12 protein-coding genes and 4 tRNA genes are annotated in these 14,634 nt (G+C 47.3%); 9 read left to right on the top strand and 7 right to left on the bottom strand.

Annotation, left to right across the window (positions count from 1 at the left end; genetic code table 11):
- Nucleotides 1–225: 225 nt before the first annotated feature.
- Genes FJ444_RS19540 through FJ444_RS19525 form a run of 4 tightly spaced genes read left to right on the top strand, consistent with a single transcriptional unit; the run spans nt 226 to nt 3,811 of the window.
- Nucleotides 226–702: a low molecular weight protein-tyrosine-phosphatase gene (locus tag FJ444_RS19540; protein WP_140961296.1), complete on the top strand. Its 477-nt coding sequence runs from the start codon at nt 226–228 to the stop codon at nt 700–702.
- Nucleotides 699–1,661, top strand: a complete 963-nt coding sequence (locus FJ444_RS19535) for an iron ABC transporter permease (RefSeq protein WP_140961294.1) — start codon at nt 699–701, stop codon at nt 1,659–1,661. Before FJ444_RS19540 ends, FJ444_RS19535 begins: the two co-directional genes overlap by 4 nt.
- The gene (locus FJ444_RS19530) at nt 1,658–2,410 is read left to right on the top strand and encodes an ABC transporter ATP-binding protein (RefSeq protein WP_140961292.1); all 753 of its coding nucleotides are present in this window, start codon (nt 1,658–1,660) and stop codon (nt 2,408–2,410) included. Before FJ444_RS19535 ends, FJ444_RS19530 begins: the two co-directional genes overlap by 4 nt.
- Before the next feature lie 57 nt (nt 2,411–2,467).
- Nucleotides 2,468–3,811 carry a class II 3-deoxy-7-phosphoheptulonate synthase gene (locus FJ444_RS19525; protein WP_140961290.1) on the top strand — a complete coding sequence of 448 codons (1,344 nt, stop codon included), beginning with the start codon at nt 2,468–2,470 and terminating at the stop codon, nt 3,809–3,811.
- 18 nt (nt 3,812–3,829) lie between these two features.
- Here FJ444_RS19525 and FJ444_RS19520 read toward each other — a convergent pair whose 3' ends face one another.
- Genes FJ444_RS19520 through FJ444_RS19510 form a run of 3 tightly spaced genes read right to left on the bottom strand, consistent with a single transcriptional unit; the run spans nt 3,830 to nt 6,173 of the window.
- On the bottom strand, nt 3,830–4,162 hold the full coding sequence (locus tag FJ444_RS19520) for a hypothetical protein (RefSeq protein WP_140961288.1): 333 nt from the start codon (nt 4,160–4,162) through the stop codon (nt 3,830–3,832).
- An 11-nt stretch (nt 4,163–4,173) separates the two neighbouring features.
- Complete coding sequence (locus tag FJ444_RS19515; RefSeq protein ID WP_073322631.1) at nt 4,174–4,389, bottom strand: DUF3820 family protein; 216 nt, start codon at nt 4,387–4,389, stop codon at nt 4,174–4,176.
- Nucleotides 4,389–6,173 carry an ABC transporter ATP-binding protein/permease gene (locus FJ444_RS19510; protein WP_140961286.1) on the bottom strand — a complete coding sequence of 595 codons (1,785 nt, stop codon included), beginning with the start codon at nt 6,171–6,173 and terminating at the stop codon, nt 4,389–4,391. The genes FJ444_RS19515 and FJ444_RS19510 overlap by 1 nt, the downstream gene beginning before the upstream one ends.
- 170 nt (nt 6,174–6,343) lie before the next feature.
- Here FJ444_RS19510 and moaA point away from each other — a divergent pair, with 170 nt between their 5' ends.
- Nucleotides 6,344–7,309 carry a GTP 3',8-cyclase MoaA gene (gene moaA / locus FJ444_RS19505; protein ID WP_140961284.1) on the top strand — a complete coding sequence of 322 codons (966 nt, stop codon included), beginning with the start codon at nt 6,344–6,346 and terminating at the stop codon, nt 7,307–7,309.
- Nucleotides 7,310–7,849 carry a GNAT family N-acetyltransferase gene (locus FJ444_RS19500; RefSeq protein ID WP_255439343.1) on the top strand — a complete coding sequence of 180 codons (540 nt, stop codon included), beginning with the start codon at nt 7,310–7,312 and terminating at the stop codon, nt 7,847–7,849. It begins immediately after the preceding gene.
- A 35-nt stretch (nt 7,850–7,884) separates the two neighbouring features.
- Here FJ444_RS19500 and FJ444_RS19495 read toward each other — a convergent pair whose 3' ends face one another.
- The 4 genes from FJ444_RS19495 to FJ444_RS19480 all read right to left on the bottom strand — a co-directional run bounded on the left by FJ444_RS19495 (nt 7,885) and on the right by FJ444_RS19480 (nt 12,401).
- Nucleotides 7,885–10,224 (bottom strand): diguanylate cyclase, encoded by a 2,340-nt coding sequence (locus tag FJ444_RS19495; RefSeq protein ID WP_140961282.1) that lies wholly within the window; start codon nt 10,222–10,224, stop codon nt 7,885–7,887.
- 232 nt (nt 10,225–10,456) lie between these two features.
- A complete protein-coding gene (locus FJ444_RS19490) occupies nt 10,457–12,091 on the bottom strand; it encodes a tetratricopeptide repeat-containing response regulator (protein WP_140961280.1) in 1,635 nt (544 codons plus the stop codon).
- 129 nt (nt 12,092–12,220) lie between these two features.
- Nucleotides 12,221–12,296 (bottom strand) — tRNA-Val (locus FJ444_RS19485).
- A 29-nt stretch (nt 12,297–12,325) separates the two neighbouring features.
- Nucleotides 12,326–12,401, bottom strand: a tRNA-Val gene (locus FJ444_RS19480).
- A gap of 233 nt (nt 12,402–12,634) precedes the next feature.
- Between FJ444_RS19480 and gltX the strand changes: the two genes are divergently transcribed.
- From gltX to FJ444_RS19465, 3 genes are all read left to right on the top strand, one after another.
- Nucleotides 12,635–14,044, top strand: coding sequence for a glutamate--tRNA ligase (gene gltX, locus FJ444_RS19475; RefSeq protein ID WP_140961278.1), 1,410 nt, complete (start codon nt 12,635–12,637; stop codon nt 14,042–14,044).
- 83 nt (nt 14,045–14,127) lie between these two features.
- A tRNA-Ala gene (locus FJ444_RS19470) sits at nt 14,128–14,203 on the top strand.
- 167 nt (nt 14,204–14,370) lie between these two features.
- Nucleotides 14,371–14,446, top strand: a tRNA-Glu gene (locus FJ444_RS19465).
- Nucleotides 14,447–14,634 lie beyond the last annotated feature (188 nt).

The raw sequence follows: 14,634 nt of genomic DNA, 5'->3' as shown, positions 1-14,634 counted from the left end.
GTTTAGGGGGTCTTAAACTGTTGTTCGCAAGTTATGGGCCAGACTGCCAGATAACAGAGGTGAGAAAGTGGCAGGTTTACGCTAACACCGTTCAATCGGATGGTTAAACCCGTTCCAAATACCGCCAGGTTGTGGCACTCTTAGCAGCCATTTTTATCTAACTTCAGCCCCGGAGCGAAGTTGGTGTAATCACTGACTTCACATAAAACAAAGAAAGCAAAGTTAATGACCAATTCAACCTTACCTGTTTCAGTACTATTTGTTTGCCTTGGCAATATTTGTCGTTCACCTACCGCGGAAGCTGTGTTTCGTCAAAAAGCCGAACAAGCCGGATTAACGTTAACTATCGATTCAGCGGGCACACACGGATATCACATCGGCAGTCCGCCAGATAAGCGTTCCCAGGCAACCGCAGAGGCACGTGGTTACAGTTTTAAAGGGTTAAAATGCCGTAGAGTGGCCGAAGACGACTTTGAAAAGTTTGACCTTATTCTGGCCATGGACAGCGATAATCTGAAAAATCTGAGAGGCATGAGCGATCCTGGTCATCATCACAAAATAAAGCTGTTTCTGGACTACGCAGGTTATCAGCACGAAGATGTGCCTGATCCTTATTACGGTGGTAAAAAGGGCTTTGAACTGGTACTGGATTTAATTGAAAGTGCCAGCGACGGATTGATAACGAGTCTGCAATCCCGATGAAACAAGCACCTGCCCAATGGCTGGCAGCGTTGTTTGCCTTTATGCTGTGTGCGGCAGGGTTATTGTTATTTAGTGGTTGGCAGTGGGATTTATCCGTAGACGTGAATCGCCGGATATTGTGGCAATTGCAATTGCCACTAACGATAACGGCGATGATCACAGGCGCAGCGCTGAGTGTGAGTGGGGCGTCATTGCAGGTGGTGCTACGCAATCCACTGGCCGATCCCGGGATCATCGGTATTTCCAGCGGTGCGAGTCTGGTAGCGGCATTTGTACTCATTCTGGCGCCAGAAGCCTTGGTGGCGCACTTACCTTATACCTTGCCTGTTGCGTGTTTTACCGGGGCGTTGTTCTCTACTTGGTTGATTTATCGATTATCAGTAAGAATGCGAGGTGTGAATACCGCTGTGATCCTGGCAGGGATTGCTATTACTACACTCACCAGCGCAATTATGGGCTGGCTGTATTTGTTTGCCGATGCGCAATCCATGCGCAACCTTACCTTTTGGATCATGGGCAGTTTACATCAGGCCGACCTATGGGTACTGGCGGTGAGTGCACCCATTATTGTGCTGAGTTTACTGGTTATTGGCCGTCATGCCGGGGCGCTCAACGTACTCTACACTGGTGACATTACAGCCAAAAGTGCCGGCGTGGATCCGGAGAAATTAAAGCTCACCATTATGGTAGCGTGTGCCCTGGCTGTGGGCGCAGCAGTGGCTATAGCCGGTTCTATTGCCTTTTTGGGGTTGCTGGTACCGCATTATTTGCGTTTGCTACTTGGCTACGATAACCGCTATTTGTTACCTGCATGTGCGATGTCCGGTGCAACCATTTTACTGCTGGTGGCGCTACTGAGTGAGTGGGTCGCGTTTGCGGCACTACCGGTTTCCATGGTAACAGCCACCATTGGCGGCCCATTGCTGCTGTTTGCATTGGTAAAAGGGCAACTTAAATGAGCCTTACTATTCAAGCCGAGCACATTTGCCTGTCAGGCCGTTTTAAGCGACTGTCGATACATCATTCCGGGTCGGGCATTGTATGCCTGTTGGGGGCAAATGGTGCGGGTAAAAGCTCATTGCTGGAGGTATTGGCAGGATTAACACCCACCACCGAAGGTGATGTGTGCTGGAATCATCAGCCGGTTGCCCACATGAGTCTGATGGAACTCGCCCGAACACGGGGTTATCTTGCTCAAAAACCCTCTATGCAGTTTGAACTAACCGGCAGAGACTGCTTGCAATTCTTCAATGTCAGTGACTCGGGGGATATTCCCGCATTACTGATTGAAAAGCTAGGTTTGTCTGCGTTACTCGACAAGGCCTACACCCGCATGTCCGGTGGTGAGCAGCAACGCATTTTCATCGCGCGTACGCTTATTCAGGTGTGGGAACCACTGATGCAGGGCAATGCATTGCTTATACTGGATGAACCCTTGCAAAGTCTCGATATTCGCCATCAGCTGGCATTAATGCACTGGTTAGCTGATTTAGGAATAAGAGGAAATCAAATAGTCATGAGTTGTCACGACGTTAATATTGCTAATACCTTCGCGGATACGGTATGGTTAGCGCGTTCAGGGGAGTTGCTGGCAAGCGGCCCGGTCGAAGATGTCATGACCCTGAACAATCTAAGGCGAACCTTTGATTGTCAATTTGATTTTCTTGAACGCGAACCGCGCGGCGTTTTTGTACCCGTTTCGGTATAGCCTGATTCATCAGGTAAGCCCATTTTCTGAATTTTCCCGTTTTTTATGAGGTGCTAAGTGAACAATTGGCAACCAGACAGTTGGCGAAGCAAGCCAATTCTGCAACAGCCAGAATACGACGATAAGGCCGAACTGGCCCAGGTAGAGAAGACTCTAAGCAGCTATCCTCCATTGGTATTTGCCGCTGAAGCGCGCGAGTTGCGCCGTCAGCTTGGTCAGGTATGTGAAGGTAAGGGCTTTTTACTGCAAGGGGGCGACTGCGCCGAGTCGTTTAGCGAGTTTAATGCACCGAAAATTCGCGACACCTTTAAAGTGTTACTGCAAATGGCTATTGTAATGACTTTTGCGGGCCGATGTCCGGTAACTAAAGTGGCCCGTATGGCGGGGCAGTATGCCAAGCCGCGTTCATCAGACTATGAAACCAAAGACGGTATTACCCTGCCAAGCTATCGCGGTGATATTATCAACAGCTTCGAGTTTTCAGAGGCCGCGCGCCGCCCTGATCCAAAGCGGTTAATTGAAGCGTACCACCGCAGTTCTGCCACACTTAACCTGTTGCGCGCTTTTGCTCAGGGCGGGTTAGCCGATTTACATGAAGTAAACCGCTGGAACATGGCTTTTGTGGAAAATAATCCACTGAAAGATAAATATCTGGATATTGCGCGTCGTATTCAGGACAGCCTCGAGTTTATGGATGTGATTGGTATTAATTCCACTAACACGCCAACTTTGCACGAAACGTCTTTGTTTACTTCGCATGAAGCCTTGTTGCTGAATTACGAAGAAGCGCTTACGCGTGTTGATACACTCACTGGCAAGCCATACGATTGTTCGGCGCACATGGTGTGGATTGGTGAGCGTACCCGTCAGTTGGACCATGCGCATATTGAATTCTTCCGCGGTATTCACAACCCGATTGGGGTGAAAGTGGGTCCGTCGATGGTAGAAGATGAGCTGATTCGCCTGATAGACGCACTTAACCCAACGAATGATCCAGGGCGTTTGACCTTGATCACGCGCATGGGTGCTGACAAACTGGAAGCCAACTTACCGCGTTTATTACGCCGTGTGAAAGCAGAAGGTCGCAATGTAGTATGGAGTTCAGACCCCATGCACGGTAATACCTTTAGTGCTTCCAGTGGTTACAAAACCCGCAACTTCGACGCTATTTTAAGTGAAATACGTCAGTTCTTCTCGGCTCATGAGGCGGAAGGAACCTATGCTGGTGGTATTCACCTGGAGATGACGGGGCAGCATGTAACCGAGTGTACCGGTGGCGCTTACCAGATTGGCGATGACGATCTGGCGGAAGCTTATAAAACCCAGTGTGATCCGCGTTTGAATGCCGATCAGGTACTGGAAATGGCGTTCCTTGTGTCAGAACACCTGCGAATCAAGTAATTCAGAAACACCCTTCATTTATTCAAAGGGCGCAGCGAGGCAATCGTTGCGCTCTTCTTCACTTAATATACCCGTAAAGATAGTGGCTCTTCGCAAACGCGTGGTTGTACTGTCATTGGATGTCATTGCAGCAATAAACCGCTCATTATTAGGAAATTCGGCCAGAATTGCCTGCCAGTGCAAATAACTGCCATAGCCCATTAATTTGTCTTGGTAACGCCGATTTAACCGTTCGGTTACCGTATCCATGAGTTCAGGCTTTGCCAGTACTTTTTGGGCAATACACAAATGCAATTGCTGACTTTGCTGATCGATGCGCTGATGTTGCTGGCGTTTACGCTGATAAACCAAAATAAACCCCGTTAATCGTTGTCGATGAGTGGCGTGAGCATGGATTCCATGCCATTGAGCTTAATCTCATACATCAGGGCGAGTTGTTGGCCCAGTTTGCCTTCCGGAAACCCTTGTTTGGCAAACCAAACCAAATAGGGTTCTGGCAAATGGATCAGTTTTCTGCCTGCATATTTACCAAAAGGCATGATTTGATTAATGGTGAGTTTAAGTTGTTGCGGATCCATTAGCGATTTGCCTGTTTTTGTTGTGCCTGCCATAAACCGGCATAAATCCCCTGACGAGACAGTAATTCACTGTGCGTACCTTGCTCAACAATTTGACCTTGCTGCATTACCAGTATGTTGTCGGCATCGATAATGGTTGACAGTCTGTGTGCTATTACCAGACTGGTGTGACCTTGAGCTACTTCACGCAGGGCGGTTAAAATGGCCTGCTCTGACTGACTATCCAGTGAGGAGGTTGCTTCATCGAACACCATAATGGCAGGGCGTTTTAGTATTGCGCGGGCTATAGCAACACGTTGTTTTTCACCGCCAGAGAGTTTTAAGCCGCGCTCGCCAACCTGCGTGTGAATACCATCCGGCAAACTGGCAATAAAATGTTCAAGGTGGGCGAGTCGAATTGCCTGCTGAATGTCTTCTTCGCTGGCTGTGGGGCGGCCATAGCGAATATTTTCCCCCAGGGTATCGTTAAACAACACGGTGTCCTGCGGCACAATGCCAATATGCTTGCGTAAACTGTGCTGGGTAACTTCGCTGATATCCTGTCCGTCAATTCGCACTGCGCCTGAAACCGGGTCGTAAAACCGAAACAACAGTTTTACCAGGGTGGATTTACCCGCACCACTTTCGCCTACCACGGCGACTTTGGTACCAGGCTCAATAGTAAAACTCACGTGATTTAGAATACGTCGCTCGGGGCGATAATAAAAACTCACGTTGTCGAAATGAATTCGACTCTGTTGGATATTAAGCTCTCTGGCGGAATCGGCATCGGCAACCATAGGAACCGTGCCCAGTAAATTAAACAGGTTTTCAATATTGGCCAGCGAACCGCGAATTTCCCGGTAAACAAAACCCAGAAAATTTAATGGCATAAAAATCTGCATGGTGAAGGCATTAATCAGTACAAAATCACCAATGGTCATGTTGCCGCGACTCACCTCTAATGCCGCTAACAGCATCATTGAGGTCATTGATGCGGCAATGATTAATGCCTGTCCCCCGTTCAACGCAAACAGCGATAAGCGGTTTTTGCGACGTGCCTGCTCCCAGTTGGCCAGGTTTGTGTCGTATTGACTGGCTTCATACTGTTCGTTATTGAAGTACTTCACGGTTTCGTAGTTAAGCAAACTGTCGATGGCGCGGGTGTTGGACGTTGAGTCCGCCAGGTTCGCCTGGCGCACAAACTCGGTTCGCCAGTCGGTGGCTTTCATGGAAAACCACACATAGGCCACTACTGAGCACAGAATGATCATGGCAAAGCTCATACCGTACTGAGTGAGTAAAACGCCTACAACCAGCGCAATCTCTAATATTGTTGGGCCAATATTAAACACCATAAAACGCATTAAAAAACTGATGCCGCTGGTGCCGCGTTCGATATCGCGTGACAGCCCCCCGGTTTGCCTGGACAAATGAAACGTTAAGTCGAGACGGTGCAGGTGTTCAAAAACTTCCAGGCCCACGCGCCGCATGGCGCGCTCCGTTACCCGGCCAAACAGGGTGTCCCGTACTTCTCCCAACAACACATTGATTAAACGCAAAACACCATAGGCGGCAACCAGCGCAATCGGTACAGCAAGCGTAACAATGGGATCCTGGTTCAGGTTGTCAACTGTGTGCTTTAGTACAAATGGTAAGCCAATACTGGCAAACTTAGCCGCAACCAGGCACAACATGGCTAGTGCAACGCGTTGCTTGAATTCAAGTAGATAGGGCCACAAACGTGCAAACACATGCCATTGCATGGGCGTGTCGGGGTTAACGGGTAATCGGGTAGGGCGCATGTATTCTTCTGGTTAAAGCGAGGCAGTACATAAAATATCGTTGCAGGCAAAGCGAGTCAAACGCCTTCGACCACCGGATTTGTTTTAAGTAAGTCCGGAATGCTATTGGTATCAACCGCTGCGCTATGTTACCGTGATGCCATTCTGGTTTAAATACACAGTGTAAAACCTTGCTACAAGATACCTTTGGCCGACGCTTTTACTACCTGAGACTTTCCATAACTGATGTATGCAACTTTCGATGTCAGTATTGCCTGCCTGATGGATACGAAGGCAAGGCCGAAACGTTTTTGTCAGTAAAAGAAATCGATACCCTGGTGAAAGGCTTTGCGGGTTTGGGGACCTGTAAAATTCGCGTCACCGGTGGCGAACCGACGCTTCGCAAAGATGTCAGCGATATTGTAGCGGCTTGTGCTAGCACGCCGGGTATCCAAAAAGTGGCCATGACCACTCACGGTGGCAAATTGGCCAGCTATGCTAAACAACTGGCGAATGCAGGGTTAAGCCAGGTGAACATTAGCCTGGATAGCCTGGACCCAGCTCAGTTTGCGTTGATTAGTGGCCAGGATAAACTGGCGGCGGTACTCGATGGCGTGAATGAATCCCTGATCCACGGTATGGCGGTAAAGGTAAATACCGTCTTACTCAGGCCTTTCGCTGAATCCCAGTTGAGCACGTTTTTGGCCTGGTTAAAGGATATGCCGGTAACGGTACGCTTTATTGAGCTCATGGAAACCGGTCAGCATAAAGCCTTTTTTAAGTCTCATCACACCAGTGCAGAGCCTTATCTTGCGCGCTTAAAAGCCGAGGGGTGGGAAGTGTTAAAACGCGGGGCAGACGCAGGGCCTGCGGTAGAACTACAACACCCCGATTACGCTGGCCGGATAGGTTTTATTATGCCTTACAGCTCTGATTTTTGTAGTAGCTGTAATCGCTTGCGTGTTACCGCGCTGGGCAAACTTCATTTGTGCCTGTTCAGCGATAACGGCTTGTCGTTGCGTGATTATTTACTACAAGGCGATGTAGCCGGGCTACAGGACTTCATTACAGACAAGCTGGCTGATAAAAAAGTGTCTCACTTTTTACAGGATGGCGTAACCGGCATTACTAAAAACTTATCCATGCTAGGGGGATAGATGGCAATTGCATTGCCTTCCTCGCCACGCCTGAATTATCGCTTACTGGACGAAACCGACGGCGATTTTTTGTGGGAGCTGGATCAGGACGAAGAGGTAATGCGGTTTTTGAACGGTGGCCGCAAAACCAGCAGAAAAGACATTAACGATATTTTCATACCCCGAATGCTCAGCTACCGCAATGCGCCGGCAGGCTGGGGATTGTGGCAGGTTTCACTCAACGATAACAGCAATAGTGCGATTGGCTGGATTTTAGTCAGGCCCAAAGGCTTTTTCAGCAGCCAAAGAGACGACAGTGTAATAGAACTGGGTTGGCGATTTAAACGCGAAGCGTGGGGCCTGGGATATGCTACTGAAGCGGCGCAAGCCGTTATGGAATACATGCAATCGCTTGGGAGTGCGGCTTTTTGTGCTATTGCCTTGCCGCAAAATACGGCGTCTATTCAAATCATGAAAAAGCTGGGTATGACTTATCGTTATTCCGAGCTTTATCAAGATTCGGTGTGGTGTGAGAATGTGGTTGTGTACCAAACGGCCTAGTGTTCCACGGCAGTGTTCCACTCTCGTGTTTCACTCTAGTGTTTCACTTCAGACAATTGGGGTTTGTTGATCGCTGTAACTGACTTGCCATACCAGGCGATGTTGGCTTTACCTGAGCGTTTAACCTCATAAAGTGCATCATCTGCCTGTTTCATAGCAACGTCAAAATAGGTCGTATCGATAGCCTGCGGACTTTTTCTGAACATGGTTGCGCCAATACTCACGGTAATGTGGTTAAGCGGCCCCTGTTCGGTATTCAGCGTTATTTGTTGAATTTGTTCCAGCATGGTTTGCAAAATGTGTTGGCACACTGCGTTATCCTCGGTATCCAGATAGATGCCAAATTCTTCGCCGCCTAATCTGGCTACCATGTCGTTGTTGCGAATATTTCGACGTAACACATCGGCCACTTCTTTGAGTACCTTATCGCCAACCGGATGCCCATAGGTATCGTTTAATAACTTAAAGTTGTCTATGTCAACGATAGCCAGGCCGTGGGGGGCATTGCTTACTGCAGCTCGTTGTTGGATCTGATCAAAATAGGCCCGTCGATTCATTAAGCCGGTTAACGGGTCAGTTGCTGCAAGGTAAGCCAGTCGCTCTTCGGCTTCGAATCTGGCTTGTTCAACCTCTACCGCTTTAAACAGGTTGGCCAGAGTTTCAGTTAATGGCGTTAAAAACTCAACATCTTGCTGAGTGTAATCTTCCAGCTTGTTTGCCAATCCAATCATGCCCACCACTTTTCCTTCCCGCTGAATCGGCAATCCCAGAAAGCGCTTAAGTACAGGGTGACCGGAAGGCGTACCTTTGGAGGCTTTGTGCATCATAGGCTTATTGGCCATCACGGGGGAGTTGGAGGTCACTACGTGGCCAAACAAGTTGTTTAAATTAGTAAACCGAAGTTCTCCTTGCTTGAATTTGTTGTATTCGGCTTTCGATGACTCACTCCAACTTACATCAGAAATGGCATAGATTTGCAAACAAGGCACGCCGTTTTCACATTCCATTTTGCCAATAAAACCGTAGGCACTTTCCGCTAGTTCCATTAACTCGGGAAAGATCTGCTCGCAGGCAAGTTGCAAATCCTTCTGTGCTACGAACAGATTTTGGGCATGATTTATAAAGCCAAATAGCCTGCGCTGTTTTTCCGCATGCAGTTCTGCCAGTTTTTTCTCTGTAATATTGCGATGAGTGGCTGCAAATCGAAGTGCCCGGCCATCCTCATCCCGTGTAACTACCTTGCCGTAGGTTTCAACCCATAAATGCTGGCCTTCAGCGTCCCGGATTCGGTATTCAATATCAACAACGGCATTTTTACTTTTCAGGCTGTGCTCGATTTGTGATACCAGCTTTTCTTTGTCTGCAGGATGAACTAATTGCATCCAGAACATACTTTGGGTGTCCACACTATCGGGATGTAGTTTTAACATGTCGCAAATGCGATTGTTTACTCTTAACGAGTCGTTTTCTATATCCCAATCTGATGTCCCCAACCCTGATGCTTCCAGCAGCAAGCGCATTCGCTCGTTGGTATCCATAATTCGGCTTTCAAGGTATTTTTGCTCGGTATTGTTTAACAGTAATCCTTGAATGGCGATAACCGTTTTCCCTTCAAATATCGCGCGAGAAACGAGTTTGTACCAGGTTGCCCGGTTACCGGACACTTTAATTCTAAAGTCACATTCGCAAATCTCAGCACCCTGCTGATGGTTTCTTACCGTAAACAAAAAATTATCCGTGTCATCCGGATGAATAACGCTGTCCAGTTTAAACAGCGACACATCCTGCGGAATGGTGATACCCAGCAGTTTACTCATGTTGGCTGACAAATAGGATGTTTGAAAATTGGGGCGTAACTGCCAGCGAATGAGTGCTGCTGGCGAATTGTTCAGTAACTGGTGTTCGTCTTCTGTACGTATATTTTTGTAGATCAGTTCGACTTGCTGGCCAACGTGCCGGGCAAAGCCAGAAAGCAGTTTCAGTTCTTTTTCTGACATGGTTCTGCTAACAGAATCAATAACGCAAAACGAGCCGATGGTATGGCTTTGAATAGAAAAGGGGACGCCAGCATAAAATCTTACGCCGTGATCAGCAATCACCGCCGGTTTTTTGCTTGTACGCGGGTCCTGTGTGGTATCGGGAATATATACAAGATCATTGGTTTCAAATACCAAATTGCAAATAGCATCGTGTAACGGCACCTGTTCAACCGCTGTGCCTACTCCGGCTTTAATCCATAAGGTGTCATTGTCACTGATACCTAAAAATGCAACGGGCACGTCAAAAAGTGCGGCTACGGATTGCACGTATTGCGTGAGTAATGTTTCGTATTCAGGTCTGTGAAGACCGTACTTCTCGATTAGCGTTTGGTTCATTTTTCAATAGTTAACTATATAAATAAAAAGGCGTTCGCCTTAATAACGTCGTTTAATAGTCGCCGTCTTTTTAAATTAGAATGAGGGCTTCAGAACAGCTTTACAGTGCTAAATGTCGCACTAATTTTCAGCAAACGGTTTATTCAAAAGTAGTACAGATTATAAAATTCGCAATAACTTGCGCCGCAGCACTATATAAAAGCGGCAAGGTAAAAAGCAGATAGGGAAGTGGTTAAGTCAGATCTTTAAGCACGTTTTTAACGCGCTGATAACGCTGTTCCTGTTCTTCGGTTAAGCGACCAGATTCAATGGTCTTCAGGCAATTGTGAATTAATGTGCTGTTGAGCGATTCTTTGGCTTCATCGCTACTGGATTCTTTTAAATTAATCGCCGTGGCCTGTAGCAGGTTAAGCGCAATAGAGGGGTTTTTCGGCATAATGGTAAACGCCTGACGGAAGGTTTCCAGTGCCTTTTTCAAATCGCCGCGCTGATATTGAATTACCGCGTTATTGTTAAGCTCTTTAGGACTGAGTTTAATTTCAGTCTTTTCTGCTTTTTCCTGTTGTACATATTGCAGGAACAAGTCGCTTTGCGCTGGATCGCTGTTACAGCGACGCTCAATCATATCGAGCATCTTCAGTGCATGGTCCTGAATGCCCACTTCGTGGAATGCTTTGGCTTTATCAAGCAGCCCTTCAATACTTTCAGTTTCCCAGGAGTCATTATTTAACTGGTTGAGCAGGGCAATGGCATTATCCACTTCATCCTCCAAATACAGCAAACGGGCATCAATTACCTTTAACTGGTCGTCAATGTCTGCCTTGGGGAAGCTGCTTTTTAACTGCTTGAGGAATTCGGTAGATTGTTTGATCAGCTTTTTTGTATGCTCTTCTTCCGCTGTCATCGCAAAGTCAATGCCAGCACGCGCAACATTGAGGTAAATCTCTGGCTTGTCGTGAATGGAATTCTTGGCAATCTTTACAATCTTTTTGGCTGCTTCAAACTGCGACTCATAATCGTGCGTCAAGCGGGACAGGTTTAGCGCTTTGGCGTGACGATGCAGATTGCGGGGCGAAATTGCGCTGGCCACCTCCACGCTTTCCAGTGCGTCCTCAAATTCGTGATGCTTTATTTGCAGCGCGGCCAGTAAATCGTAAGCAGCTAGCATGGAATCCTGCTTAAGTGCCAGTTCAATCACCAGCTTTTCGGCTTCTTCGTCTTTATCCAGTGAGATAAAGCTTTTAATCAGCCCCAACTGTGCCCAGGTAAAATTCTGAACATTGATGATGGCCTGGTAAAACTCTTTTGCCTCTTCGTAATGACCGCAAGCGAGTAATAGTTCGCCTTTTAGTTTTAAGGCCAGCGGGAAAAATTCAGAGTTCTTGGGCTCAGTCAGGAAGTTTTCGAGTTCGAGCAGCGCTTTGTCTAATGTGCTTTGCTCAATTAAATGGTACACCGGCTGCAGTGCTTTTTTACGGGTAAGTAAACGGCCCAAACGGCGATCCAGTTCCCGTACCGTAAACGGCTTTGCCAGAAAATCGTCGGGCTGAAGTTCTACAATACTGTGAACAATATCGGCGGTGGTGTCGGCAGAAATAAAAACAAATGCGGTACTGGGAGGCAGTTCATTATGTTCTTTAAGCTGGTCGTAAAGGAAATATCCGTCCTGCTCATTTTTCAAATCGTAAGAACAAATGATCAAATCATAATGATTGCGGCGAATCGCCGACAGGGCAGTGCTGGCGCGATCGGCGTATTCAATATTCTGAAAACCGAGCTCTTCCAGTGAGTACTTAAGGTAGCCTTTGGCAAGCACCTGATCATCGATCACTAAAACACGTGTTTGTCTGGCCAGCTTTAAGTTCATTACCGCCTTATCCATTTGGTTTAATAATGCTTTATCGGCAATCACGCCGAAAATATTATTAAAACCTGAATAAACAGTTCTGTCACGAAAAACAGGATAAAGTGTTTGATATAGGGATATAAAAATAGATGGTGGACGCAGCAAGGCTTGAACTTGCGACCCCCGCCTTGTAAGGGCGGTGCTCTCCCAACTGAGCTATGCGTCCATATTGTATTTTGATGACAAGAAAAGAGATGGTGGACGCAGCAAGGCTTGAACTTGCGACCCCCGCCTTGTAAGGGCGGTGCTCTCCCAACTGAGCTATGCGTCCGTCTTTTTTGTCTGCCGTACTCGGCAAGTGGGGCGTATTATAGGGAGGCGAGAAAAACTGTCAACAACAAAATTTAAAAAAATAATCGTTTGCCTGAAATATAACCTATAGGGCGTTAGATTGCTGAAAATCCCTTCAATTTGGTGAAATCATCATCAATCTGTTGCTAGGGATTGGTAGGTTGGGGCATTGACTGATAAAATGCGCGCACTTTTTTATTGCAGAGATGAATCATGGCGGTAGTTACCCGATTTGCACCCAGCCCGACCGGCTATCTTCACGTTGGTGGCGCACGAACAGCGCTGTATTCCTGGTTATATGCCAAAAGCCAGGGCGGAGAGTTTGTATTACGTATAGAAGATACCGACATTGAACGTTCAACTGAGGAAGCCAAACAGGCCATTCTGGATGGCATGCAATGGTTAGGGTTAACCTGGGACACGGGCCCGTTTTATCAGACCGAACGTTTTGATCGTTATAAAGCCGTCATTCAAACTATGTTAGATGAAGGTAAAGCATATAAGTGCTTTATGTCGTCGGAAGAGCTGGATGCAATTCGCGAAGGACAAAAAGAGCGCGGCGAAAAACCGCGTTACCCGGGAACCTGGCGCAACCGTACCGATCACCCCGAAGGGCAACCTTATGTGATTCGATTCAAAAACCCACTGGAAGGTTCGGTGGTATTTGACGATCACGTTCGCGGTCGCATCGAAATCAGCAATAGTGAATTAGATGATTTGATTATTCTGCGCTCAGATGGCACTCCGACATACAATTTCTGTGTGGTAATTGACGATTGGGACATGGGGATTACACATGTTGTGCGTGGTGAAGATCATATAAATAACACTCCCCGCCAAATTAATATTTTAAAGGCGTTAGGTGCGCCGGTACCTGAATACGCGCATGTATCTATGATTTTGGGTGACGACGGTAAAAAGTTGTCAAAACGTCACGGTGCAGTAAGTGTGATGCAATATCGGGATGAGGGTTTCCTGCCTCAGGCAGTGAAGAATTATCTGGTCCGTTTGGGCTGGTCACACGGTGATCAGGAAATCTTCACTGAACAGGAAATGATTGAGCTGTTCAGTTTAGATGCGATTGGTCAGTCTGCGTCGGCATTTAATACCGAAAAATTGATTTGGTTGAACCAACACTACATTAAAACCTTGCCAGCGTCTGACGTTGCAGAACATGCCAAATGGCACTTTGAGCAATTGAATGTAGATTTAACCAATGGACCGGCATTAGAAGACGTGATTGCTATACAGTGCGAACGTGTAAAAACGCTCAAAGAGCTGGCTGAAATCAGTGTGTATTTTTATCAGGATTTCGACCAGTTCGACGACAATGCAGCTAAGAAGCACCTTCGCCCGGTCGCGAAAGAGCCATTGGAAGTCGTTCAGCAGCACCTGGAAGCATTAACCGAATGGACACCAGAAACTATTCATCATGCCATTAACAGTGCAGCAGATTCGTTGGGTGTAGGTATGGGTAAGGTTGGCATGCCTCTGCGTGTTGCTGCAACGGGAAGCGGTAATTCTCCATCGCTGGATGTGACTTTACATTTGCTGCCAAAAGCAAAAGTTGTTGAGAGAATAAACAAGGCGCTCACTTTTATAGCAAACAGAGAAAATTCCTAAAAAAACCGTTGACAGGAAAACGCCGGATGCCTAGAATGCGCCCCGCTGTCACGGAACAGTCACTGACAAATTTCCGATGATACGGGGCCATAGCTCAGCTGGGAGAGCGCTTGCATGGCATGCAAGAGGTCGGCGGTTCGATCCCGCCTGGCTCCACCAAATTTCTGCTCATAGATGTCTTGGTATCTGTGGGGTAGGCCGGAAGCTTAATTGCTTTCAGGACTAAAATCATTTTGCAAAGGTATTAAGCAAGGTCGCTCAGTTCGCTGGCTCACTTCGCCTTTACAAAAAATCTGCGAAGCGTTGCTTCGCAAAGAAGATTTTTTGTCCCCTTCGTCTAGAGGCCTAGGACACCGCCCTTTCACGGCGGTAACAGGGGTTCGAATCCCCTAGGGGACGCCATATACACCGCGTCACAGTCGGCTAATACTGTGGAATAGGCTTAGAGAGTTCGCTCTCTGACAAAAAGTCAGTAAGGAGTAATGTCGCTCAGCTCGCAGAGCTCGCTTCACCTTACAAAAAATCTGCGAAGCGTTGCTTCGCAAAGAAGATTTTTTGTCCCCTTCGTCTAGAGGCCTAGGACACCGCCC

It is taken from the genome of Aestuariibacter sp. GS-14 (assembly GCF_006494365.1).
Lineage (GTDB): Bacteria > Pseudomonadota > Gammaproteobacteria > Enterobacterales > Alteromonadaceae > Alteromonas > Alteromonas mangrovi.
The sequence above is the reverse complement of the archived record's forward strand: the minus strand, read 5'-3'. Positions and strand labels throughout refer to the sequence as shown.

What these genes read in the sequence shown, in the direction of transcription:
- FJ444_RS19540 (WP_140961296.1), top strand. Translation starts at nt 226, where the DNA reads ATGACCAATTCAACCTTACCTGTTTCAGTACTATTTGTTTGCCTTGGC.
- FJ444_RS19535 (WP_140961294.1), top strand. Translation starts at nt 699, where the DNA reads ATGAAACAAGCACCTGCCCAATGGCTGGCAGCGTTGTTTGCCTTTATG.
- FJ444_RS19530 (WP_140961292.1), top strand. Translation starts at nt 1,658, where the DNA reads ATGAGCCTTACTATTCAAGCCGAGCACATTTGCCTGTCAGGCCGTTTT.
- FJ444_RS19515 (WP_073322631.1), bottom strand. Translation starts at nt 4,389, where the DNA reads ATGGATCCGCAACAACTTAAACTCACCATTAATCAAATCATGCCTTTT.
- FJ444_RS19510 (WP_140961286.1), bottom strand. Translation starts at nt 6,173, where the DNA reads ATGCGCCCTACCCGATTACCCGTTAACCCCGACACGCCCATGCAATGG.
- FJ444_RS19500 (WP_255439343.1), top strand. Translation starts at nt 7,310, where the DNA reads ATGGCAATTGCATTGCCTTCCTCGCCACGCCTGAATTATCGCTTACTG.
- FJ444_RS19495 (WP_140961282.1), bottom strand. Translation starts at nt 10,224, where the DNA reads ATGAACCAAACGCTAATCGAGAAGTACGGTCTTCACAGACCTGAATAC.
- FJ444_RS19490 (WP_140961280.1), bottom strand. Translation starts at nt 12,091, where the DNA reads ATGAACTTAAAGCTGGCCAGACAAACACGTGTTTTAGTGATCGATGAT.
- gltX (WP_140961278.1), top strand. Translation starts at nt 12,635, where the DNA reads ATGGCGGTAGTTACCCGATTTGCACCCAGCCCGACCGGCTATCTTCAC.